The following is a 20,484-nucleotide window of genomic DNA, read 5'->3' as shown; positions in this document are numbered from 1 at the left end:
CCATCGGTCACTCAAGTCACCAGGGTCGCGCAACACAACGACACCGAATTCAACATTCTGGCGCTTGCATGTCAATGGTCTGGACAACATCAGCGCCTGGACCTGGACTTTCGTCTCGCAACCCTGGACTTTCATCTCGTACGAGCCCCTACCTTTTACCTCCCAGGCCTGGCCTTGTGCCGGCGGAAGCGGTACCCATGCGTGCATGACGGAGAGCACGCACACTCCCGGAATCGCCGCCCCTCCCCCGCTCGGCGCGAGCGCCCTGCCCCCCGGCACGTACGACGGCAGCGTGGTCCTGGTGACCGGCGGCGGGTCCGGTCTCGGCAAGGCCGTCGCGGCCGAGTTCGCCCGGCTGGGCGCCGATCTGGTGCTCGTCGGCCGGAACGCCGAGCGGCTGGCCGCCGCCCGCGAGGAGCTGGCACCCCTCACCGGGGGCCGGGTCCTGGCCGTAACGGGCGACATCCGCGACCCGGGGAGGATCACGGAGGTGTTCGACGCGGCCGAGGCCGAACTGGGGCCGCCCGACGTGCTCGTCAACAACGCGGCAGCCAACTTCCCGTCACCCGCCGAGGATTTGTCGCCGAACGCCTGGCGGGCGGTGCTCGACATCACGCTGACCGGCACCTGGTTCATGACCCGGGAGTTCGGGCGCCGCCACCTCGCCGCAGCGACCGGCGGGTCGATCCTGTGCGTCGGCGCCTCGTACGCCTGGACGGGCGGCCCCGGGTACGCGCACTCCGCGGCGGCGAAGGCCGGAGTGAAGAACCTGGTCGAGACCCTCGCCGTGGAGTGGGGACCGTACGGAATCCGCGTCAACGGGCTGGTGCCGGGGCTGATGCCGCACGAGGACATGACCGGTGACATCCGCGGCCACCTCGACCGGGACGAGGCGCAAGCGGGCAGCGCGGGCGGGGAGCTCGACGCGCGGCAGCCCGCGCTGCGGGTGGGCCTGCCGCGCGAACTGGGCTGGGCGGCCACGTTCCTGGCCTCGCCGTACGCCGCGTTCGTCTCCGGCCACTCGCTCGTGGTCGACGGGGCGAACTGGCAGCGGCGCTCCCTGGTCGCGCCGCCCGTCGTGCCGGTGCGCGAGCAGTTGGGCCGCGGGCCCTTCACCCTGCCCGACACCGAATGAGCCGAGCCGCGAAGGGGTGCGGACGGCGGCGTCAGATCCCGTCGAAGTGCGGCGGGCGGCGGGCCGCCTTCGCGGCATAGCCTTCGGCGGCGTCCTGTGAGGTGAGGGTGAGAGCCGCGGCCAGGGCCGTGCGGTCCAGCGCCTCGCCGAGGCCGGCGTCCGCGTACGCGTCGACGGAGCGCTTGATGTGGCGTACGGCCAGGGGCGCGTTCGCGGCCACGGCCTCGGCGACGGACCGGGCGGCGCCCTCCAGTTCACCGAGGGGCGTGACGGCCTGGAGCAGCCCGATCCGCTCGGCCGTCGCCGCGTCGATCCGGCGGCCGGTGAGCGCGAGGTACTTCGCCCAGCCCGCCCCGGCCTCGCGGGCGATCCGCATGTCGCCGCCGGCGTCGACCGCCACCCCGATCCCGGCCTCGGGCAGCGCGAACACGGCATCGTCCGCGGCGATCCGGATGTCGGCCATGAGCGCGAGTTCGAAGCCGAAGCCGAGACAGTAGCCCTGTACGGCGGCGATGACCGGCTGCGGAAGCCCGGCGAACGCGGCAAAGCGCTCGTGAACCCAGCGGATGCCCTCGTAGTAGCGCTGGATGCGCTCGGCGGAGGTGCGGCCGGTGATGTCGCCGCCGGGCGCCGTGACATCGATTCCGGCGCAGAAGGCCCGGCCCTCACCCCGCAACAGGACCGCCCGGACCGAGTCGTCGAAGCGGAGCCGGTCGGCCATGATGCCGAGCTGCCTGCTGGACTCCCAGCTCCAGCCGTTCAGCTGCTGCGGCCTGCACAGCGTCAACAGACCGACACCGTCCTCGATCCGCAGCGTCATCCGCTCCTGGCCGTGCGGGATCTCGTGGTCCAGGATGTCGAGCACGGCCCCACCCCTCCCTTGACTGACGCACCGTCAGATTCCGGTGCGCGGCTCAGCGTACGGCGCCCCACCCGCACGGGGCCAGAGCCCGTCCGCGCTCAGCGCGCGAAGAGCTCGAAGGCGACCGCCGGGCGGCCGCCGAAGCGCTCGGCGGAGGCCTGCGCGTTGCCCGTCAGGAAGGTGCGGCAGTACGCCTCGGGGTCCTCGTCCGTGAGGGCCTCGATGTACGTGCGGTGTGCCAGGAGCGACTGCACGGACCGTTCGAGACCGGCTGTCGCGTCGACGGCGTGCGTGGGCGTGGACGACCCGGCCACGGCCACCCAGCGCACGCCGTCCCACGGTTCGAGGCCCTGCCCGGTCAGCTCCGGGAAGATCCAGCGGTTTCCGGCATCGGCCGCCGCATCGAGCGTGGCGCGCCCGACCGCGCAGTGGTCGGGGGTGTTCCATGCGACACCGCCCCAGGTGTCGCGGTGGTTGAGCGTGATCACCAACTCCGGCCGGTGGCGGCGGACGGCCGCCGCGATGTCCCGGCGCAGGCCGATGCCGTACTCGATCACTCCGTCGCGGTGGTCGAGGAACTCGACGCGGGAGACGCCGACGACCGCCGCGCTCGCGCGCTGCTCCTGCTCGCGCAACGGGGCGCATCTCACCGGTTCGAGCGTGTCGATCCCGGCCTCACCCCGCGTGGCCAGGAGGTAGGTGATGTCACGCCCGCCGTCGGTCCATCCGGCGACGGCCGCCGCGCAGCCGTACTCCAGGTCGTCGGGGTGAGCGACGACGGCGAGGGCGCGCTGCCAGTCCGCGGGCATGGGTTCGAGCTGCTCCGTCATGTCCGCAGGCTAACCGGCCCGGCCGTGCGGGGCTCTGTGTCTCGTACGTCTCAGCCACCGCATGAATACCCCTGGGGGTATCAGTGTTAGCCTCGGAGTAAATACCCCCGGGGGTACATCACGCATCGTTACGGAAGGAGCGTGTCGTGTTCTTCGTCGACACCATCGACACACCGGGCCTCGGCAACCGCAGCTATCTGGCGGGAGGGCCGGGGTCCGCCGTGGTGGTGGACCCGCCGCGCGACATCGACCGGGTCATCGCGGCAGCCGCGGTGCGCGGGGTGCGGATCCTCGCGGTGGCCGAGACGCATCTGCACAACGACTACGTGAGCGGCGGGCTGGAACTGGCGCGCCTCACCGGCGCCGCGTATCTGGTTCCCGCTGCCGCGGCGGTGTCCTTCGCCCGGACCCCGGTGGCCGACGGCGACAGAGCACCGGTCGACGCCGGACTCGCGCTGCGTGCGCTGGCCACGCCGGGACACACCCCGCACCACACGGCGTACGTCCTGGAAGAGGACGGTCGCGCCGTAGCCGCGTTCACCGGCGGCTCGCTGCTGATCGGCGGCGTGGGGCGGCCCGACCTGGTGGAGCCCCGGCTGACCGGCACGCTCGCGCGGGCCCAGCACGCCTCCGTGCACCGCCTCGCCGACGAGCTGGACGACGCGGTCGAAGTGCTGCCGACGCACGGCTTCGGCAGCTTCTGCTCCTCCTCCCACGCCGAGGGGACCTCGTCGACGATCGGTGCCGAACGGGGGCGGAACGCCGCACTCGTCAAGGACGTGGACACGTTCGTCGCCGACCTGCTCGCGGGCCTGGACGACGTACCCGCGTACTACGCGCACATGGGGCCGGCGAACGCGGCGGGCCCGTCCCTCGTGGACCTGACACCGCCGGCTCGGGCCGGTGCCCAGGACATCGCCGGGCGGCTGGCGGCCGGCGAGTGGGTGGTCGATCTGCGCAGCCGGGTGGCGTTCGCACAGGGGCATGTGGCCGGTTCGTTCAACTTCGAGGGCGCGGGGCAGCTCGCGACGTATCTGGCCTGGCTGATCCCCTGGGGCAGGCCGGTCACGCTCCTCGCGAGCACGGCCGAGGAGGTGGCACACGCCCAGCGCGAACTGGCCCGGGTGGGCATCGGCCGGCCCGTCGCCGCGGCCACCGGCGCTCCCGAGTCCTGGGTGAGCGGACCAAAGGAGCTCCGGTCCTTCCCCAGGGCCGGCTTCGCGGACCTCGCGTCGGCGCGGGAGCGCGGCGAGGAACCGCCTGTCCTCGATGTCCGGCGCACCGCCGAGCGCGCGAACGGCGCGCTCGCCGGCTCGGTGCACATCCCGGTGCACGAGTTGCCCGGGCGCCTGGACGAGGTGCCGCCGGGAGTGGTGTGGGTGCACTGCGCGGGCGGCATGCGTGCGGCGATCGCCGCATCGCTGCTGGACGCCGCGGGCCGGGCGGTGGTGGCGGTGGACGACGGGTTCGCCGCCGCCGCCGCGGCCGGCCTGACCGTGATCGCGCCCCGGTCCGCCGCCTGACGCCGGCCGCCGGCCAGAGCGTGTCTCCCGTCCCTTCCGGAGTTGTTTCCATGCCATCCCTGAAGTCCCTCTTCCGTCGCGGCCCCGGCCGGATCGGCGCCGCCGAGGCCCGGCGGCGCACCGCCGACGGTGCGGCCGTCCTGCTGGACGTACGCGAACCGTCCGAGTGGAACGCCGGTCACGCGCCCGGAGCCGCCCACCTGCCGCTGTCCGCGCTCGTCGAAGGGGCTCCGCCGCCCGCCCCGGCCGGCCGAACCGTGGTGGTGGTCTGTCGCTCCGGCCACCGCTCCCGGCAGGCCGCCCGCATCCTCTCGGGCCGCGGGGTTCCCGTCGTCGATGTCATGGGCGGCATGACCGCCTGGGCCGCAGCGGGCTTCCCGGTGCGGGACCGGCGCGGCAACGCGGGCACGGTCGCATGACCCCGCTCGTTCTGGCGCTGATCGCCGGCGCGGTGGTCGGCCTCGCGCTCGGCGGACTGGGCGGCGGCGGCAGCGTGATCGCCGTGCCCGCACTGATCTATCTGCTCGGCTTCGGCCCGGCAGCGGCCACCACCGCCGGTCTCCTCATCGTCATCGCGATCTCGCTCACCGGCCTGCTCGCCCACGCCCGGGACGGGCAGGTGCGCTGGCGGACCGGCGGGCTCTTCGCAGCGGCGGGCATCGTGCCGGCGGCACTCGCCGGGGCGCTGTCGGTGCGCATCCCCTCCGGGGTCCTGACCGCGGCCTTCGCGGTGCTCGCCGTCGTCGCCGGGGTCCGGATGCTCCGCACGAGCGGTACGCCGCAGCCGGACGGGAAACGGCCTGACGCGGTGCCGGTCGGGAGGGCTGCCGGGGCAGGAGCCGGGCTCGGTGCGGTGACGGGTCTGCTCGGGGTGGGCGGCGGTTTCCTCGCCGTTCCCGCGCTGGTCACCGTCCTCGCCGTGCCGATGTCGGCTGCCGTCGGGACCAGCCTGCTCGTCATCACGGTGAATTCCACGGCCGCACTGGCCGCCCGGCTCGCGACGCCCACGGTGCTGGACTGGGCGCTCATCGCCCCGTTCACGGCGACGGCGGTCCTCGGTGCCTGGGACGGGAAAAGGCTGGCCGCCAAGGTCTCCACGGACGCGCTGCAACGCATCTTCGGGGCGGTCCTGCTGGCCGTCGCCGCGTTCATGGCCGTCGACGCCGTCGTATGAACGCGACGTCGTGCGAAACGGCGCCGGGCGCCGCCGCTCCGCCTCAGGCCAGCGAGAGGAACAGCTTCTCCAGCCGGGCCCGCATCTGGTCCCGGTCCGCGGGTTCACTGCTGCCGTCGGCCATGCAGTGCTGAAGTCCCGTCGCGATGATCGCAAAGCCGGCCCGGTCGAGCGCCCGCGAAACGGCCGCCATCTGAGTGATGACGTCCTCGCAGTCGCGCCCTTCCTCGATCATCCTGATGATTCCGGTGAGCTGACCCTGTGCGCGGCGCAGGCGATTGAGCACCGATTTGAGTTCATCGGCCGCCATGTCGAGTTCCACACATCCTCCTTTTCATACCCCAAGGGGTATTCTAGCCCGTCCGGGGCAGGAGAGACCGAGTCTCCGCCTCACACCCGGTGAACGAAAGGAAACACTGCTCGTGACCAGCCCCGTATCCCTCTCCCCCGCCCAGGCGGCCGCCCGTCTCGCGGAGTTCACCGTGATCGACGTACGCGCTCCCGGCGAGTACGCGTCGGGGCACGTCCCCGGCGCCCTGAACATTCCCCTCGACCGTCTCTCCGAGGCGGTGCCCGCGCTCAAGTCCGCCTCGGCCCGTGGCGACCTGCTCGTGGTGTGCGCCTCCGGTGTCCGCTCGACGCGGGCCTGCGACATCCTCTCGGCGGCCGACATCGACGCCGCGACACTCTCCGGCGGAACCTCTGCCTGGGAGGGCGAAGGCCACGGCCTCGACCGCCCGGAGGGCGGCGGGGCCACCTGGCCGATGGAACGTCAGGTGCGGCTCGCCGCCGGATCGCTCGTGGTGGCCGGTCTCCTCGTGGGGGTGCGCCGCCCTGCCGCGCGCTGGCTGTCCGCCGGCATCGGAGCCGGTCTCGTCTTCTCCGCCGTGACGAACACCTGTGGCATGGCGGCGGTGCTGGCGAAGCTCCCGCACAACCGCGCCCCGCGCTCGGCCGCGAACCTGAACGCGACGCTGGACGCACTCCAGGGCTGAGCCCCACAACGGGCGGGGGCCGGTCGCACGACGCGTGCGACCGGCCCCCGCCCGTACCGGGTGGCGCGTGCCCGTACCGGGTGGCGCGTGCCCGTACCGGGTGGCGCGTGCCCGTACCCGAACTCAGGCCTCGTCGCGGACCAGGGCGAGCAGCCGGTCCAGCACCCGCGGTCCGCCCGCGCGCAGTCCGTCGTGCTCGAACTCGTCGGTCACCCAGGTGCGCAGCCCGCGGATCGCGGCGGCGGTGCGCAGCGCGTGCGCGGTGTCCACGTACATGTCGTCGTGGTAGACGGCGGCGGCCACCGGCACCTCGTTGGCGGCCAGGCGCTCGATGTCGTACAGCGGCTCCCAGTCGCCGCGGGTGGCGACCAGCTCGGCGGTCTCGCGGAGCGGGCGCAGTGCCGGGTCGACGTCGAAGTGCCAGGGGTGGATGCTCTCGCCCGTGAACAGGACCGGACCGTCACCCTTGAGGGCGGCCTCCGCGTCGAACTGCGGGAACTCCGCACGGACCCGCTCGGCCGCCCAGCCGGTGGGGCGCTCGTCCTGGCCGTAGATGGCCTCGTGCAGGACCGCGTAGAGCGGGTGCCCGGCGAACGAGTTGGCCGTGCGCATTGCCTCCTGGAAGGTGTCGGAGAGCTCGGTGCCGTGCGGGGTGGTGACGAAGGCGTTCTCCAGCAGATAGTGCAGCTGGTGGTTGCCATTGCCCCCGCCGAGCATGATGCCGAGGGACTGGAACCCCTCGGGTGTCAGCCGGTGTCCGGCACTCTCCGGGCGGTGCTCCGCAAGGTGAGCGGTGATCTCGCGGGCGCGCTCGACGTCCTGCGGGTAGCGGGCGTAGTACGCGGCGACCTTCCGCTCGATCCTCGGGTACGCGGCGCGGTAGACATCGTCCGCATGGGCGTCGAGAGCGGGCAGACCGCCGGTGATCAGGACGGTGCTGAGACCCTCCGGTGCGGACGAGAGGTACCGGACGGCGCAGAAGCCGCCGAAGGACTGACCGAGGACGGTCCAGGGCGCGCCGCCCGTCAACTGCGGCCGGATCAGCTCGCAGTCCCGCACGATGCTGTCGGAGCGGAAGTGCGCGAGGTAGTCGGCCTGCTCGCGCGGACCGCCGCGCAGCGGCAGCGTCTGCCGGTTGGCCGGGGAGGACAGGCCGGTGCCGCGCTGGTCGAGCAGCAGCACCCGGAACTCCTTCACCGCCCGTCCCAGCCAGGCCTCCGCGCCGGTGAAACGCCGGGCGCCGAAGCCGGGGCCACCCTCCAGGTAGAGCAGCCACGGCAGTTCCTCGCCGGCCCGGGAGCCGGCCACCACCTCGCGGCCGAAGATCTCGATCTGCTCACCGCCGGGGTCGGTGTGGTCGAGCGGCACGGTGAAGTGACGGTCGGTGAGGACGAGGCCGGGCTGACGATAGCTGTTCAAGGGGGCTCCTGGATCGATGGTTCACGGACAGTTCAGCACACCGTCGTGCCCCGGACGGTCCCGGCCCGTGTGCGGCGGACCCGTCCGGCTCCTACCGTGCAGTCATGATCCGGTTCGAGCAGGTCGGCAAGGTCTACCCGGACGGGACGACCGCGGTCGACGAACTGTCCTTCGAGGTCGCCGAGGGGGAACTGGTCACCCTGGTCGGCCCCTCGGGCTGCGGCAAGACGACCACGATGATGATGGTGAACCGGCTGATCGAACCGACCTCGGGCCGCATCCTGGTCGACGGTGAGGACATCGCGAAGGTCGACCCGGTAAAGCTTCGCCGCCGGATCGGCTACGTCATCCAGCAGGTCGGGCTCTTCCCGCACCGGACCGTCCTCGACAACACGGCGACGGTCCCGGCGCTGGTCGGCTGGAAGCGTTCCCGGGCGCGGGCGCGCGCCGCCGAACTGCTCGATCTGGTGGGCCTGGACCCCGGTACGTACGGCTCACGGTATCCCGCCCAGCTCTCGGGCGGCCAGCGCCAGCGGGTCGGGGTGGCCAGGGCCCTGGCCGCGGACCCGCCGGTGCTGCTGATGGACGAACCGTTCGGCGCGGTGGACCCGGTGGTGCGGGAGCGGCTGCAGAACGAGTTCCTGAGCCTGCAGGCCACGGTCAGGAAGACGGTGCTGATGGTCACCCATGACATCGAGGAGGCGGTGCGCATGGGTGACCGGATCGCGGTGTACGGGGAGGGACGCATCGAGCAGCTCGACAGCCCGGGCGCGGTGCTCGGGTCGCCGGCGACCCCGTACGTGGCGCGGTTCGTCGGCGCGGACCGCGGGCTGAAGCGGCTGTCGGTCACCACGATCGAGCCGCACGACCTGGAGGAGCCGCCGGTCGCCCGGCTGGACGAGCGGGCCTCGGTGGCGGCGGCCCGGCTCGGCGCCGCCGCTTCGCGGTGGGCGGTGGTGCTGAACGGTGACGGTGAGCTGCACGGCTGGGTGTCGGCGGACGCGCTGCGGATCGCCGGGGAGCACGGGACGGTCGGTGAACTGGCCCGCCGGATGGACGCGTGGGTGCCGGTGGGGGCCCCGCTCAAGCAGGCGTTCAGCGAGATGCTCCAGCACGACGCCGGGTGGGTGGCGGTGCTGGACGGGGCCCGCTTCCTCGGTGTGCTCACTCCGGCCAAACTGCATGAGGCCCTGCGCCGTTCGGTGGACGCGGACGCGCAGGGCGTGGGACGCGACGAGGTGCAGTTCGACTCGGTGGCGGACGCCTGACGGACAGCTCCCGGTGTTCCCCCGGGTGTACGGGGTTCACGCGCCGCCGACGTGGCGCCAGAAGTCCCGCATCATCCGGGGCGGCTTGGGAGCGGCCATCTCCACCTGACTGAGCATGATCGCGACGGTGTCGGTGGCCGGGATGATGTGCGCCGTGGTTCCGGTGCCGCCGACCCAGCCGTAGCGGCCCTGTACGTTCCAGGGATCGGTCCGCTCGACGTCCACCGAACCGCCGAACCCCCACCCCTGGCCCTCCGTGAACAGTCCGCTCGCCTTGCGCTGTTCCGGTGTCAGGTGGTCGGTCGTCATCTGCCTCACCGATGCGGGGGTCAGCAGAGCGCGGTCGCCCGCGCTCCCGCCGTCGAGCAGCATCCGGCCGAAGGCGTACCAGTCGGCGACGGTCGAGACCAGGCCGCCGGCCGCCGACGGGAAGGCCGGCGTGCTGCTCCACTGCCCGTCAGGGGCATCGACGAGTTCGAGGTTCCCCGCCTCACCGGCCCGGTAGTAGCTGGTGAAGCGGTGGAGCTTCTCCGCAGGTACGTGGAAACCGGTGTCGGTCATGCCGAGCGGCTCGAACAGCCGCTCGGCCAGGAACTCCGGCAGCGACTGCCCGGAGGCCCTGGCGATCAGGACGCCCAGGATGTCGGAGCAGGTGTTGTACAGCCACGCCTCCCCCGGCTGGTACAGCATCGGGATGTGTGCGAGCGTCGCCATCCAGGCGTCCGGGGCGGCGACGGCCCGAGGCTGTGGCGGGCCCTGCTTCAACTCGCCGAACAGGGGCGCGACGGCGGGCAACGAGAAGTCCGACGGGAATCCGTACCCCGCCCGGGAGGTCAGCAGGTCGAACACGGTGATGGGCCGGGCAGCCGGGACCACGTCGTGCACCGGACTCCCGGGGGTGCGCACGACCACGGGCGACGCCAGTTCGGGCAGCCAGGGCGCCACCGGGTCGTCCAGCCCGAACCGGCCGTCCTCGATCAGCATCATGGCCGCCGCGGCGGCGACGGGTTTGGTGATGGAGGCGATCCGGAAGATCGAGTCCGGGGCCATCGGGGTGCCGCCGCCGACGTCGGCGCTTCCCACTGCCTGCACGTCCACCCGGTCTCCCCCGGCCACCAGGGCCACGGCTCCCGGCACCGATCCATCGCGTGCGTGCGTTTCCAGTACTTCGCGCAGGGTGTTCATCGTTCCGCCTTCTCGCGTAGGGGTCGACAGGATGACTCCCGCGAGGGTGCGAACTCATCGGCGGCAGCCGCCGGGGACCGTCTCCCTTGACCCGAGCCCTGCGTGAAGCCTAGGTTTCCGCTCGGGAGAAAGCGCTTGCTATCGGGCGGGCGCCCCCTTCACCGCGGAGGTGTTTGTCACGCCCAGCCAGGCTTCCCCCAGCAGGCCGATCCGGGTCGCGATCGTCGGCACGGGCGCGATCGCGCGCGTCAGCCATCTGCCTGCCCTGCGTGCGCTGGCCGCCGAACAGCCCCTGGAGATCATCGCGGCGGTCGATGTCGACGCCGCGTCCGTGGAGGGGTTCTGCGCCGATGCGGGCGCCGGCCGGCCGTACACGGATCTCGGCCGGATGCTCACCGAGGAGCGCCCCGATCTGGTCACGCTCGGCACCCCGCCCCGCTTCCACCGTGACCAGACCGTCGCCGCGCTGCGTGCCGGGGCCTGGGTGTGGTGCGAGAAGCCTCCGTGCCCCTCGCTGGAGGACTTCGACGCCATCGAGGCGGCGGAGGGGCCCGACCGGGGCGGCCCGTATGCCGCGATCGTGTTCCAGCACCGGTTCGGCTCCGGCTCGGACCACGTCCGGGCGCTGCTGGCCGAACAGGCGATGGGGCGCCCCCTGGTCGCCCACTGTCAGACCACCTGGTACCGGGACACGGCGTACTACTCCGCACCCTGGCGCGGGCGTTGGAGCACGGAGGGCGGCGGCCCGGCGATGGGCCACGGCATCCACCAGATGGATCTGCTGCTGGATCTGCTGGGTCCGTGGTCGGAGATCCGCGCGATGGCGGGACGGCTGGTGCACGACGTGGAGACGGAGGACGTCTCCACAGCACTCGTCCGTTTCGAGAACGGCACCATGGCCACGATCGTCAACAGCGTCCTCAGCCCGGACGAGGTCAGCCGGATCCGGATCGACTGCGAGCGCGCCACGGTCGAGCTCACCCACCTGTACGGCCATCGCAACGCCGACTGGCGGATCACCCCGGCTCCCGGGGTGACGGCCGAACAGGTAACCCGCTGGCGGGACTTCGGCGCCGATGTGCCCAGCTCCCACGAGGCCCAGCTGCGCGGCCTGCTCAGCGACCTGCGGGCCGGCCGCCGGCCACGCAGCAGCGGCGCCGACGGACGTACCAGCCTGGAACTGGTCGCCGCCCTGTACAAGGCCGCCTTCACCGGGAACACGGTCCGGGCCGGCGAGATCGGCCCCGGCGACCCGTACTACAGCGCCCTGCACGGCAACGCCCCCGGCTGGGCGCCCGAGCCGGTGGAGACGTCCGCGTGACCGGCCGGCCGGCCCTGGTGCACCGCCACGGCGACCACATCGGCGTCTCGGTGGCGGACAGCGGGGTCGAACTCCTGCGGTACGTGTACCGGCCCGAGGCGGCCTGGGAGGCGCCGAAGCCGTACATCCATCCGCTGCGCACGTTGTCGGGCCGGGTGGTGACCGGCTACCGGCCCAACGACCATCGCTGGCACAAGGGGCTGCAGCTGACCGCCTCGCACCTGTCGGGGCAGAACCTGTGGGGCGGCAACACCTATGTGCGGGGCGAGGGGTATCAGCCGCTGCCCGAGCGGGTGGGATCCATGGCGCACCGCGGTTTCGACGAGGTGTCGGTGCGGGAGGACGGGGCCACGGTCGCCGAGCGGCTGAGCTGGCATCCGTACAGCGGTGAGCTGTGGGCCGACGAGGTACGCCGGGTCGAGGTGCACGACATCGATCCGGCGTCCGGCAGCTGGGTGCTGACGTGGTCGTCGACCGTCACCAACCGGCGGGACGAACCCCTGCGGTTCGGCAGTCCGACGACGCACGGGCGGGCGGGCGCGGGCTACACGGGGCTGTTCTGGCGCGGCCCGCGCGCCTTCCGTGACGGCCGGATCCTCACCCCGGACTGCGAGGGCCCCGAGGTGATGGGCCGGCAGGCCTCCTGGCTGGCGTACGGCGGCGAGCACGACGGGGCGGACGGCCATGCGACGCTCGTCTTCGCCCACGCTCCGGAGAACGACCACACGGGTGCGGGCGGTGAGCACCCCGCGCACTGGTTCGTCCGCAACGACCCCTTCGCCGCGGTCGCCCCGTCCTTCGCCTTCCATGACGAACTCGTCCTGGCGCCCGGGGCCACGCTGGCCCGGCGCTACCGGGTGGTCGTCGCGGACGGGGCGTGGGAGCGCGAGCGGATCGAGGCACGGCTCGCGGAGCTCGTCTGGTGAACCCGCGTGCGGCGGTCAGTCGTCGGAGATGAGGTGGTGGGACCGCAGATAGGTGCGGGCCACGTCCTCGGGGAGCCGGCGCCAGCTGTCCACCTGTTCGTTCAGCCGGGCCAGGTCCTTGGTCGTCAGCACGGTGTTCAGCTTGCCCAGCGCCGTACGGACGCCTTCGCTGCCCGCCCGGGACCGGTTGACGACGGGTACCAGGTAGTCGGCGTTCTGCAGGTGCTTGTCGTCCGGGAGCAGGACGAGGCCGAAGTCGTCCAGGGTGGCGTCCGTGGTGGTGGTCAGCACCATCTGGTCGCGGCCGCTCCGGACGGCCTGCTTGGCCTGGGTCGTGCCGACGCCCTTCGGGTCGACCCCGGTGACGTCGATGCCGTACGTCTTCTTGAGCCCGGGGGCGCAGTAGGGGCGCAGGACGCATTCGTCGCCCGCGGCCAGGCGGACCGGCAGCCCCGACCTCCCCAGATCGCTCAGCGACTTCAGGCGGTGCTTCGTCGCGTAGGCGGAGGTGACCGCGAAGGCGTTCTGGTCGACGGCGCGGCCGGGGTCCAGGACGGTGAGGCCGCGGGGTGCGGCCAGGGCGCGCAGCGCCTTCATGGTGGTGGCGAGGTCGGGCGAGCCGACGGGGGCGGCGCCGGCGCCGTTCTTCTTGGCGTTCAGCCAGTCGGCGAACGTGGCGGCGTATTCGGGCACGACGTCGATCTGGCCGCTCTCCAGCGCCGGTTCGTAGATCTCCCGGTTGGTGACGGAGATGATCTCCGTGGAGTATCCGGCCCGGTCGAGCAGCAGCGCGTACATCTGGGCCAGCAGATCGCTCTCGGTGAATCCGGCCGAGCCGATGGTGAGGTGTTTGCTGTCGCCGGGCGGGGCGGTGACGTCGCCCTGGTTCTCCAGGGTGGGTCCGGTGGTACAGGCGGAGACCGGTGCCAGCAGGAGCAGGGCCACGGCGATCGTGTGCCGGGCCCTCATCCGGCGTTCCCGCCGCCGAACCGGTCGGGGGCGAGCCGCTGTGCCAGCTCGAAGAGGCCTTCCACGATCAGGGCGAACACGGCGACCAGCACCGCCCCGGCGACCACCTGGGCGGTGGAGGCGCGGTTGAAGCCGGCGGTGATGATGCGGCCCAGTCCCCCGCCGCCTGCCAGCGCGGCGATGGTGGCGGTGGCGACGAGCTGGACCGCCGCGATCCGTACGCCCGTCAGGATCAGCGGCAGCGCGAGCGGCACCTCGACCTGGGTGAGCATCTGCCGGCCCGTCATGCCCATGCCCCGGGCCGCCCGTACGACGTCCTGGTCGACCTCGCGCATGCCGACATAGGCGTTGGTGAGCAGCGGTGGTACGGCGAACAGGACGAGCGCGACGACGGTCGGCCCCTCCCCGAACCGCCCGATCGGGGTGAGCAGCAGCAGGACGAGGACGGCGAAGGTGGGGACGGCGCGTCCGACGTTGGAGATGTTGACGGCAAGGGCGCCGCCCTTGCCGAGGTGGCCGAGGACCAGGGCGACGGGCAGCGCGATGAGGCAGCTGATCAGCAGACAGACGACGGTGAGGACGAGGTGCTGGGCCAGCCGGAACCAGATGCCGTCGTCGCCGTACCAGTGCGCCGAGGTCGTGAGCCAGCTCCAGGCGTCGGAGAGGGTGTTCACGACTGCCTCCGTGTCCAGGGGGTGAGCAGGCGCTGCGCGAGGAGCAGCAGCAGGTCGGCGGCGACGGCGATGACGACGCACAGGACGGAGGCGGTGAGCACCTGGGCCTTGAAGTAGGTGTTCATCCCGGAGTAGATGAGGTTGCCGAGTCCGCCGTAACCGACGATCGCGCCGATGGTGACCAGGGAGACGGCCGAGACGGTGGCGATGCGCAGGCCGGCCATGGCGGCCGGCAGGGCGAGCGGGAGTTCCACGGCGACGAGCAGCCGTACGGGCCCGTACCCCATGCCGCGTGCCGCCTGCCGGGTCTCCTCGGGTGCGGCGCGCAGCCCGGCCAGGATGTTCCGTACGAGCAGGGTGAGCGAGTACAGCACGAGGCCCGCCACGACGAGTGAGGCGGAGAGTCCGTACACGGGGAGCAGCAGCGAGAACATGGCGAGGGACGGGACGGTGTAGAGGAGGGTCGTCACCCCCAGCACCGGTCCTGCGGCCCAGCGCCAGCGGCGGGCCGCGAGGGCGAGCGGCAGTGCGATGACCAGTCCGATGAGTACGGAGACCGCGGTCAGCTGGAGGTGTTGCAGCATGGCGTCCCAGAGGATGTGCCGACGGCTGCTCAGATAGGCGCCGCAGATCCACTCGTTGCGCGCGAGGCAGTCGTCCGGGGGCGCGATCACCCGTCCATTGCAGCCCGGAGCGGTGCGGGGGCGCGCGTCCTGATCGACTGTCCGAGGGCGTGCGGCGTGGCACACCCCCCGGACGGGTGAGCCTGAGCGGCGGCCGGTCAGCGCGCTGCTACGCCGTTCAGGATCGTGACCAGTTCGTCCGGCCGGGAGAACATCGGCCAGTGGCCCGTGTCCATCGTGATCAGCTCCCACCGCTCACCGGTCAGCAACGCGGCCACGTCATCGCCCGGTTCGGGGCCGTCGAGAAGGCACTTGATGTAGCTCGCCGGAAGCTCGCCGAGCGGGCCGCTCAGCACCGCGGGGTCGCTCAGCGCGGCGCCCGGGTGCGGCGTGGCGCCGTTCACGATCCGTGCGGTCTGCGCGTCGGTGAGGCCCTGTCCTGCGAAGTCGGGCGCGGCCGGCGGAGCCCAGGAGCCGCCGTTCCCCGCGAGCTCTGCCTCCAGTGCGGCCGGGCCCTGCCACCAGGTGGAGACGAACGACTCGCCGTCGGCCGGGACGCTCGCGTCCACGAAGACGACGCGGGCCAGGCGGTCACCGATGCGTTCGGCGGCTTGTCCGACGGGGATGCCCGCGTAGCTGTGTCCGACCAGAACGACGTCACGCAGACCGCGGCGATCCACCTCGTGGACGATGTCGGCCACATGGGTCTGCCGGCCGACCGGTCTGTCCTGCTTCTCACCGATGCCGGACAAGGTCACCGGGTACACGCCGTGTCCGGCCGCTCGCAGGCCGGGCACCACGTCGTCCCACGCCGGCGCTCCGAGCCAGGCCCCCGCCACCAACACGAAATCAGTCATGGGGAAAACGTAGCCGAGGGGTATGACAACGCCTCGGTCCGAGGGCAGGGGCCCCGCGTTGCTCCTGGCCCGGCCGTGCCGTTCACCGGCGCAGGTCTGGACACGTCTGCGCCGATGTGATTAGTCTCCTTCACACCTATTCAACAAATTGACTATGGAGCTCGGCATGCACCCTTTCCGTAAGGCCGTCGAGGCGCACGACCTCGGCGCGGTCGAGGCACTGCTGGCCGAGGACGTCGTCTTCACCAGCCCGGTGGCGTTCAAGCCCTACCTCGGCAAGGCCCTCACCGCCGCCATCCTGCGGGCGGTCGACGAGGTCTTCACGGATTTCCGCTACCTCCGGGAGATGACGAGCGACGACGGCCGCGACCACGCGCTCGTCTTCGAGGCGAAGGTGGGTGACCGGAAGATCAACGGCTGCGACTTCCTGCACATGAACGAGGCGGGCGAGATCGACGACCTGATGGTCATGGTCCGGCCCCTTTCGGCCGCGCAGGCACTGGCCGCGGCCATGGGAGCCCGGTTCGAACAGATCGGCCGTGAGGCCTCGGCAGGCTGAACCTGTGCCCGCTCAAGCCACCGGGGAACGAAGGCGGTTGACCCGTCGCACGTTCAATCCGCAGGAAGCGTGATTGATAGGATCACCGCCCTATGGACACCAGTACCGAGATCGTCATGGCCGACCTTCCACCGGGACGGGTGACCCTGTCCGACCGTCGTACGCAGCACAGCTGGGCAGTCGATCTCGCACCGTACCGGCTCGCGGTGTTCCCGGTCACCCAGGCCCAGTACGCGCAGGTCACCGGCGAGCGGCCGAGCACCGCGCAGGGCGAACTGCTGCCCGTGGAAGGGGTTTCCTGGCTGGACGCCGTCCGATTCTGCAACGCCCTGTCCCTGCGCGAGGGGCTGGCGCCCGCCTACTCCCTCCACGAGGACGCCGCCCGGGTCGCGTGGGACACGGCCTGCGACGGGTACCGGCTGCCGGCCGAGGCCGAGTGGGAGCACGCGTGCCGGGCCGGCACGACGGAGGCACGGTACGGGCCGCTCGACGACATCGCCTGGCATCGCGGCAACTCACAGGAGCGGCCGCACGACGTGGGCGGCCGGCAGCCCAACGCGTGGGGCCTGCACGACACGTTGGGCAATGTGTGGGAGTGGTGCTGGGACGTCTACGACGCCGAGGTGTACGGCACCTACCGGGTGCTGCGCGGTGGTGGCTGGTTCGACGAGCGCTGGAGCTGCCGGGCCTCGGTGCGCCGCCGCAGTCACCCGACGTTCCGGATCGACGACACGGGATTCCGCGTCGCGCGCTCCGGCACGCGGTGAGCTGCCTCCTCCCGACAGCTCGGTGCGTCAGCGACCGGTGACCTTCATCGAGCGTGCCGCGGTGGTCAGTTCGACGGTGAAGGGATGCCGCGGCGCGGTCAGCACGCGGGCCGCCGCACCGGTCTCGACGATCTCGCCCTGCTCCAGCACGGCGACGCGGTCGGCGAGGGCCGCGGTGCCCAGGTCGTGGGTGATCAGGACCAGGGCCGGGACCGCGCCGGACCGGAGCAGTTCCGCGAGCAGACCGAGCAGAGAGCGCCGGGCGACCGTGTCGAGGCCCGACGTGATCTCGTCACAGACCAGGACCCGTGGCCGGGCGAGCAGGGCGCGGGCCAGGGCGGCGCGCTGGAGCTCACCGCCGGACAGCCGCGCGGGTACGCGCAGCGCACGCTGGGCCGGGAGGTCCAGCAGGCTCAGTACGGCCAGTGCCTCGGCTCTCGCCGCGGCCCGGCCGGCGCCGCGCAGCCGTACGGCCGTCCGTGCGATCTGATCGAGTACGGGGCGGTGGGCGTCGAAGGCCGCCTGCGCGTCCTGGAAGACGTACTGGACCGCGGCCAGTTCCTCGCGGTCGCGGTCGCGCAGACTGCGTGGCAGTGGCATCCCGTCCAGGAGCACCTCGCCGTCGTGGTCGCTGTGGAGGCCGCTCAGACAGCGGGCCAGTGTCGTCTTGCCGCTTCCGGAGCGGCCGACGACGGCGAGGCTCTCACCGGCGCGCAGGGTGAGGGCCGCGTGGTGGAGCACCGGGGTCCGGCCGTGGCGCGCGGTGAGGGAACGGACCTCCAGGACGGTGGCGGCCCGTGTGTCCGCGCGCGCCGGGTCCGCGCGCATGTCCCGTGGCGCGGCGAGGAGTTCACGGGTCCACGCGCGGTCCGGCGCGCGCAGGACCTGCTCCGCGGGCCCCGCCTCGATGACCTTTCCGTCGCGCAGGACGACCACCTCGTCGGCGAGGGCGCGGACGACGTCCGGGTCGTGGCTGAGCAGGACCACGGCGACGCCGCGGCGGGCCACCGCCGCCAGCCGCTCCACGATGCACCGTTTCGTCAGGGGGTCCTGCCCGGTGGTGGGCTCGTCCGCGACCACCGCGCGGGCGCCCAGCAGCAGCGCCTGGGCCAGCACCACGCGCTGCTGCTGGCCGCCGGAGAGCTGGTGGGGGTAGCGGTGCAGCAGCGCGCCGTCCGACGGCAGCTCGGCACGGGCGAGGGCGTCGAGAACCTGCTCCCGCGCCGCCGCCCTGCGCCGGGGCGCCGGCAGGTGGCGTACCCGGCCGCGGGCGATTTCGCCGAGCAGGGCGCCTGTCCGGCGGGCGGGGTTGAGTGCGGTGGCAGGGTGCTGCGGCACGTAACCGATCAGGCCGTCCGTGATCCGCACGTCCCCCGTCACGCGCGCGCCGGGCGGGTACTCCCCCAACAGGGCCCGCCCCGTGGTGGTCTTGCCGCTGCCCGACGCACCCACCAGCGCGACGATCCGCCCCGGCAGCACGCGCAGGCTGACGCCGTCGACGATCGCCCGTCCGCCGATCTCCACCCTGAGCCCCTCGATCACGGCTACGGGCTCCGCCCCCGTCCGGGGCTGTGCGGCCGTGTTCATACCAGGTTCTCCTTGGTGTCGGGGCGGGCGAGTGCCGCGTCCACGAGCAGGTTTCCGCCCATGGTGAGAGCGACGATCAACAGGGCCGGGACCACCACCGCCCACGGCTGGACGAACAGGCCGGTGCGGTTGCGGTCCACCATTACCGCCCAGTCGGCGGCGTCCGGTGCGACGCCGACGCCGAGGAAGGCCGATGTGGCTACGAGGTACAGCGCCCCCGTCAGACGGACGCCCGCGTCGGCGGCGAGGGTCCGGGCGACCGACCTGCCGACGTAGCCGAACGCCATCCGTGCCCAGCTCTCGCCCTGCATGCGCAGCGCTTCCACCGCCGGTCGCGAGGCGGCTTCCGCCCCGGCGGCGCGCACGACCCTGGCCGCGTCCGGAAGGTTGACGAGTGCCACCAGGAGGGCGAGCCCGGCCGGTCCCGGTGCGACGGCGGAGGCCGCCAGCAGGATCAGGAGGAGCGACGGCACGGAGAGCAGCACGTCCAGCGGGCGCATCAGCAGTTCCTCCACCCACCTGCGGCGGGTGAGGGCGCAGACGAACCCGACCGGCAGCGCCACCGCGTAGGCGAGGGCCGTCGAGGCGAGCGCGACCACGACCACCGACCGGCCACCCAGCAGCACCTGTCTGCGGACGTCCCGGCCGATGAAGTCCGTGCCGAGCCAGTACCCGTCACCGGTGCTGAGCGAGGTGCCGCGCGGCCCGGCGTCCCCGGCGAACAGGGGCCCCGCGAGGGCGAGTACGAGGGGAACGGAGACGATGAGCAGGCCGGGAAGGAAGCGGCTCGTCCGGACGTGCGAACGCCGCTCCCCGACGACGAGTGCCTTCAGCCCGCGCCGGGAACGGGCGAGCGCGAGAGCCATCACGCCGCCACCCCCGTGCGCGGCGCGAGGCGGCGGGTGGCCATGTCCGCCCCGAGATTGAGCACTACGGTGGCAACGCCGAAGACCACCGCGAGGCCCTTCACCACCGGGACATCCCGTTCCGCGACGGCGTTCATCAGGACCGTGCCGAGGCCGGGAATCACGAACAGCGCCTCCACGACGACCACCCCGCACAGCAGCCAGTCCACCGTGCGGGCCAGTTGCTGAGCGGCCGGGGCGATCGCGTTGGGCAGGGCATGGGCGTAGCGGACCCGCGCGCCCGGCACGCCGCAGCGGAGCGCCTGGGCGACGTACGGCGAGGCCAGTGCGTCGGTCATGCCGGCCCTGATCAGCCGGGCGAGCGAGCACACCGGGCGCGCCAGCAGGACCAGGACGGGAAGCACGAGGGCGGCCGGATGGGCGAGCAGATCGGTGCCGTATCCGACGGCGGTCGGCGGCAGCCAGCCGAGCCGGAGCGCGAAAACCGTGACCAGCAGCACGCCGAGGGCGAACTCCGGTACGGCGTAGAGGCCCAGCGTCACCGCGCTGACGATCCGGTCGACGGGACGGCCTTCGTGCCGGGCCGCGAGCACCCCCAGCCCGACCGCGGCGGGTACCAGCAGCAGGACCGTCGGAACGGCGAGGAGGAGGGTCGGCCCGAAGCCGTCCGCGAGGTAGGTGCTGACGGGCCGCCCCGAGGTCAGCGAGACCCCGAGGTCGCCGCGGAGCAGCCCGGCCGACCAGTCCAGCAGGCGTTCGAGGGGCGGCCGGTCAAGGTGCAGCGCGGCCCGCACCGCTTCGATCCGTTCCGGGTCCGGCTGGTCGCCTGCGTGGACCACGGCGGCGTCGCCGGGCAGTGCCTCGGTGAGGGCGAAGACGAGGAGCACCACGGCCGCGGTCTGCGCACCTGCCAGGAGCAGCCGCCGAGCCGCCCAGGGCATGGG

At 72.6% G+C, this 20,484-nt stretch carries 22 protein-coding genes; 10 read left to right on the top strand and 12 right to left on the bottom strand.

The features are described from left to right. Positions 1-205: 205 nt before the first annotated feature. A complete protein-coding gene (locus tag ACIBJG_RS30815; RefSeq protein WP_399312443.1) occupies positions 206-1,135 on the top strand; it encodes an SDR family oxidoreductase in 930 nt (309 codons plus the stop codon). A 31-nt stretch (positions 1,136-1,166) separates the two neighbouring features. Here the strand turns inward: ACIBJG_RS30815 and ACIBJG_RS30810 are convergent, their stop codons facing one another. Both ACIBJG_RS30810 and ACIBJG_RS30805 read right to left on the bottom strand, forming a co-directional pair. After that, a complete protein-coding gene (locus ACIBJG_RS30810; protein WP_399312441.1) occupies positions 1,167-2,000 on the bottom strand; it encodes an enoyl-CoA hydratase/isomerase family protein in 834 nt (277 codons plus the stop codon). Positions 2,001-2,095: 95 nt separating this feature from the next. Further along, positions 2,096-2,827, bottom strand: coding sequence for a PIG-L deacetylase family protein (locus tag ACIBJG_RS30805; protein ID WP_399312439.1), 732 nt, complete (start codon positions 2,825-2,827; stop codon positions 2,096-2,098). Positions 2,828-2,973: 146 nt separating this feature from the next. Here ACIBJG_RS30805 and ACIBJG_RS30800 point away from each other — a divergent pair, with 146 nt between their 5' ends. From ACIBJG_RS30800 to ACIBJG_RS30790, 3 genes are read left to right on the top strand one after another with little or no spacing between them, the layout of a single operon-like run. Further along, the gene (locus tag ACIBJG_RS30800) at positions 2,974-4,350 is read left to right on the top strand and encodes a rhodanese-like domain-containing protein (protein ID WP_399312438.1); all 1,377 of its coding nucleotides are present in this window, start codon (positions 2,974-2,976) and stop codon (positions 4,348-4,350) included. A 50-nt stretch (positions 4,351-4,400) separates the two neighbouring features. Then, positions 4,401-4,769, top strand: coding sequence for a rhodanese-like domain-containing protein (locus ACIBJG_RS30795; protein ID WP_399312436.1), 369 nt, complete (start codon positions 4,401-4,403; stop codon positions 4,767-4,769). Continuing rightward, entirely contained in the window at positions 4,766-5,524 is a 759-nt protein-coding gene (locus ACIBJG_RS30790; RefSeq protein ID WP_399312434.1) for a sulfite exporter TauE/SafE family protein, read from the top strand. Before ACIBJG_RS30795 ends, ACIBJG_RS30790 begins: the two co-directional genes overlap by 4 nt. Before the next feature lie 43 nt (positions 5,525-5,567). Here ACIBJG_RS30790 and ACIBJG_RS30785 read toward each other — a convergent pair whose 3' ends face one another. Continuing rightward, positions 5,568-5,846, bottom strand: a complete 279-nt coding sequence (locus ACIBJG_RS30785; RefSeq protein ID WP_359080136.1) for a metal-sensitive transcriptional regulator — start codon at positions 5,844-5,846, stop codon at positions 5,568-5,570. A 100-nt stretch (positions 5,847-5,946) separates the two neighbouring features. On the opposite strand from ACIBJG_RS30785, the gene ACIBJG_RS30780 reads away from it, so the two are divergent. Further along, on the top strand, positions 5,947-6,519 hold the full coding sequence (locus tag ACIBJG_RS30780) for a rhodanese-like domain-containing protein (RefSeq protein WP_399312432.1): 573 nt from the start codon (positions 5,947-5,949) through the stop codon (positions 6,517-6,519). Positions 6,520-6,642: 123 nt separating this feature from the next. Here ACIBJG_RS30780 and ACIBJG_RS30775 read toward each other — a convergent pair whose 3' ends face one another. Beyond that, positions 6,643-7,938 (bottom strand): alpha/beta fold hydrolase, encoded by a 1,296-nt coding sequence (locus ACIBJG_RS30775; protein ID WP_399312430.1) that lies wholly within the window; start codon positions 7,936-7,938, stop codon positions 6,643-6,645. A gap of 104 nt (positions 7,939-8,042) precedes the next feature. Between ACIBJG_RS30775 and ACIBJG_RS30770 the strand changes: the two genes are divergently transcribed. Continuing rightward, the gene (locus ACIBJG_RS30770) at positions 8,043-9,206 is read left to right on the top strand and encodes an ABC transporter ATP-binding protein (RefSeq protein WP_399312428.1); all 1,164 of its coding nucleotides are present in this window, start codon (positions 8,043-8,045) and stop codon (positions 9,204-9,206) included. A gap of 36 nt (positions 9,207-9,242) precedes the next feature. Here the strand turns inward: ACIBJG_RS30770 and ACIBJG_RS30765 are convergent, their stop codons facing one another. Continuing rightward, positions 9,243-10,391: a serine hydrolase domain-containing protein gene (locus ACIBJG_RS30765; RefSeq protein WP_399312427.1), complete on the bottom strand. Its 1,149-nt coding sequence runs from the start codon at positions 10,389-10,391 to the stop codon at positions 9,243-9,245. 169 nt (positions 10,392-10,560) lie between these two features. Here ACIBJG_RS30765 and ACIBJG_RS30760 point away from each other — a divergent pair, with 169 nt between their 5' ends. Continuing rightward, positions 10,561-11,712, top strand: coding sequence for a Gfo/Idh/MocA family protein (locus tag ACIBJG_RS30760; RefSeq protein WP_399312425.1), 1,152 nt, complete (start codon positions 10,561-10,563; stop codon positions 11,710-11,712). Beyond that, on the top strand, positions 11,709-12,638 hold the full coding sequence (locus tag ACIBJG_RS30755; RefSeq protein WP_399312423.1) for a PmoA family protein: 930 nt from the start codon (positions 11,709-11,711) through the stop codon (positions 12,636-12,638). Before ACIBJG_RS30760 ends, ACIBJG_RS30755 begins: the two co-directional genes overlap by 4 nt. 15 nt (positions 12,639-12,653) lie before the next feature. On the opposite strand, the gene ACIBJG_RS30750 is transcribed toward ACIBJG_RS30755, so the two are convergent. From ACIBJG_RS30750 to ACIBJG_RS30735, 4 genes are all read right to left on the bottom strand, one after another. After that, positions 12,654-13,607 carry an ABC transporter substrate-binding protein gene (locus tag ACIBJG_RS30750; RefSeq protein WP_399312421.1) on the bottom strand — a complete coding sequence of 318 codons (954 nt, stop codon included), beginning with the start codon at positions 13,605-13,607 and terminating at the stop codon, positions 12,654-12,656. Further along, positions 13,604-14,281, bottom strand: a complete 678-nt coding sequence (locus ACIBJG_RS30745) for an ABC transporter permease (protein ID WP_399312419.1) — start codon at positions 14,279-14,281, stop codon at positions 13,604-13,606. The genes ACIBJG_RS30750 and ACIBJG_RS30745 overlap by 4 nt, the downstream gene beginning before the upstream one ends. Then, on the bottom strand, positions 14,278-14,955 hold the full coding sequence (locus tag ACIBJG_RS30740; protein ID WP_399312417.1) for an ABC transporter permease: 678 nt from the start codon (positions 14,953-14,955) through the stop codon (positions 14,278-14,280). Before ACIBJG_RS30740 ends, ACIBJG_RS30745 begins: the two co-directional genes overlap by 4 nt. 107 nt (positions 14,956-15,062) lie before the next feature. Beyond that, the gene (locus ACIBJG_RS30735; protein WP_399312415.1) at positions 15,063-15,761 is read right to left on the bottom strand and encodes an alpha/beta fold hydrolase; all 699 of its coding nucleotides are present in this window, start codon (positions 15,759-15,761) and stop codon (positions 15,063-15,065) included. A gap of 166 nt (positions 15,762-15,927) precedes the next feature. Here ACIBJG_RS30735 and ACIBJG_RS30730 point away from each other — a divergent pair, with 166 nt between their 5' ends. Together ACIBJG_RS30730 and ACIBJG_RS30725 are read left to right on the top strand one after the other, a co-directional pair. Continuing rightward, positions 15,928-16,320, top strand: a complete 393-nt coding sequence (locus ACIBJG_RS30730) for a nuclear transport factor 2 family protein (protein ID WP_399312413.1) — start codon at positions 15,928-15,930, stop codon at positions 16,318-16,320. 92 nt (positions 16,321-16,412) lie between these two features. Then, positions 16,413-17,087, top strand: coding sequence for a formylglycine-generating enzyme family protein (locus ACIBJG_RS30725; RefSeq protein WP_399312411.1), 675 nt, complete (start codon positions 16,413-16,415; stop codon positions 17,085-17,087). Positions 17,088-17,114: 27 nt separating this feature from the next. On the opposite strand, the gene ACIBJG_RS30720 is transcribed toward ACIBJG_RS30725, so the two are convergent. The 3 genes from ACIBJG_RS30720 to ACIBJG_RS30710 are packed head-to-tail and all read right to left on the bottom strand — an operon-like array spanning position 17,115 to position 20,481. After that, positions 17,115-18,674: an ABC transporter ATP-binding protein gene (locus ACIBJG_RS30720; protein ID WP_399312410.1), complete on the bottom strand. Its 1,560-nt coding sequence runs from the start codon at positions 18,672-18,674 to the stop codon at positions 17,115-17,117. Beyond that, positions 18,671-19,540 (bottom strand): ABC transporter permease subunit, encoded by an 870-nt coding sequence (locus ACIBJG_RS30715; protein WP_399312408.1) that lies wholly within the window; start codon positions 19,538-19,540, stop codon positions 18,671-18,673. Before ACIBJG_RS30715 ends, ACIBJG_RS30720 begins: the two co-directional genes overlap by 4 nt. Further along, positions 19,540-20,481: an ABC transporter permease gene (locus ACIBJG_RS30710; protein ID WP_399312621.1), complete on the bottom strand. Its 942-nt coding sequence runs from the start codon at positions 20,479-20,481 to the stop codon at positions 19,540-19,542. The genes ACIBJG_RS30715 and ACIBJG_RS30710 overlap by 1 nt, the downstream gene beginning before the upstream one ends. Positions 20,482-20,484 lie beyond the last annotated feature (3 nt).

The sequence above is a fragment of the Streptomyces sp. NPDC050422 genome (genome assembly GCF_044458665.1).
Taxonomy (GTDB): domain Bacteria; phylum Actinomycetota; class Actinomycetes; order Streptomycetales; family Streptomycetaceae; genus Streptomyces.
Note: the sequence above shows the minus strand (reverse complement) of the source record. Positions and strands in the feature narration are given on the sequence as shown.

Coding starts and splice junctions, on each gene's coding strand:
- ACIBJG_RS30725 (WP_399312411.1), top strand. CDS start 16,413: ATGGACACCAGTACCGAGATCGTCATGGCCGACCTTCCACCGGGACGG.
- ACIBJG_RS30720 (WP_399312410.1), bottom strand. CDS start 18,674: ATGAACACGGCCGCACAGCCCCGGACGGGGGCGGAGCCCGTAGCCGTG.
- ACIBJG_RS30795 (WP_399312436.1), top strand. CDS start 4,401: ATGCCATCCCTGAAGTCCCTCTTCCGTCGCGGCCCCGGCCGGATCGGC.
- ACIBJG_RS30790 (WP_399312434.1), top strand. CDS start 4,766: ATGACCCCGCTCGTTCTGGCGCTGATCGCCGGCGCGGTGGTCGGCCTC.
- ACIBJG_RS30715 (WP_399312408.1), bottom strand. CDS start 19,540: ATGGCTCTCGCGCTCGCCCGTTCCCGGCGCGGGCTGAAGGCACTCGTC.
- ACIBJG_RS30735 (WP_399312415.1), bottom strand. CDS start 15,761: ATGACTGATTTCGTGTTGGTGGCGGGGGCCTGGCTCGGAGCGCCGGCG.
- ACIBJG_RS30815 (WP_399312443.1), top strand. CDS start 206: ATGACGGAGAGCACGCACACTCCCGGAATCGCCGCCCCTCCCCCGCTC.
- ACIBJG_RS30805 (WP_399312439.1), bottom strand. CDS start 2,827: ATGACGGAGCAGCTCGAACCCATGCCCGCGGACTGGCAGCGCGCCCTC.
- ACIBJG_RS30710 (WP_399312621.1), bottom strand. CDS start 20,481: ATGCCCTGGGCGGCTCGGCGGCTGCTCCTGGCAGGTGCGCAGACCGCG.
- ACIBJG_RS30730 (WP_399312413.1), top strand. CDS start 15,928: ATGCACCCTTTCCGTAAGGCCGTCGAGGCGCACGACCTCGGCGCGGTC.
- ACIBJG_RS30765 (WP_399312427.1), bottom strand. CDS start 10,391: ATGAACACCCTGCGCGAAGTACTGGAAACGCACGCACGCGATGGATCG.
- ACIBJG_RS30770 (WP_399312428.1), top strand. CDS start 8,043: ATGATCCGGTTCGAGCAGGTCGGCAAGGTCTACCCGGACGGGACGACC.
- ACIBJG_RS30750 (WP_399312421.1), bottom strand. CDS start 13,607: ATGAGGGCCCGGCACACGATCGCCGTGGCCCTGCTCCTGCTGGCACCG.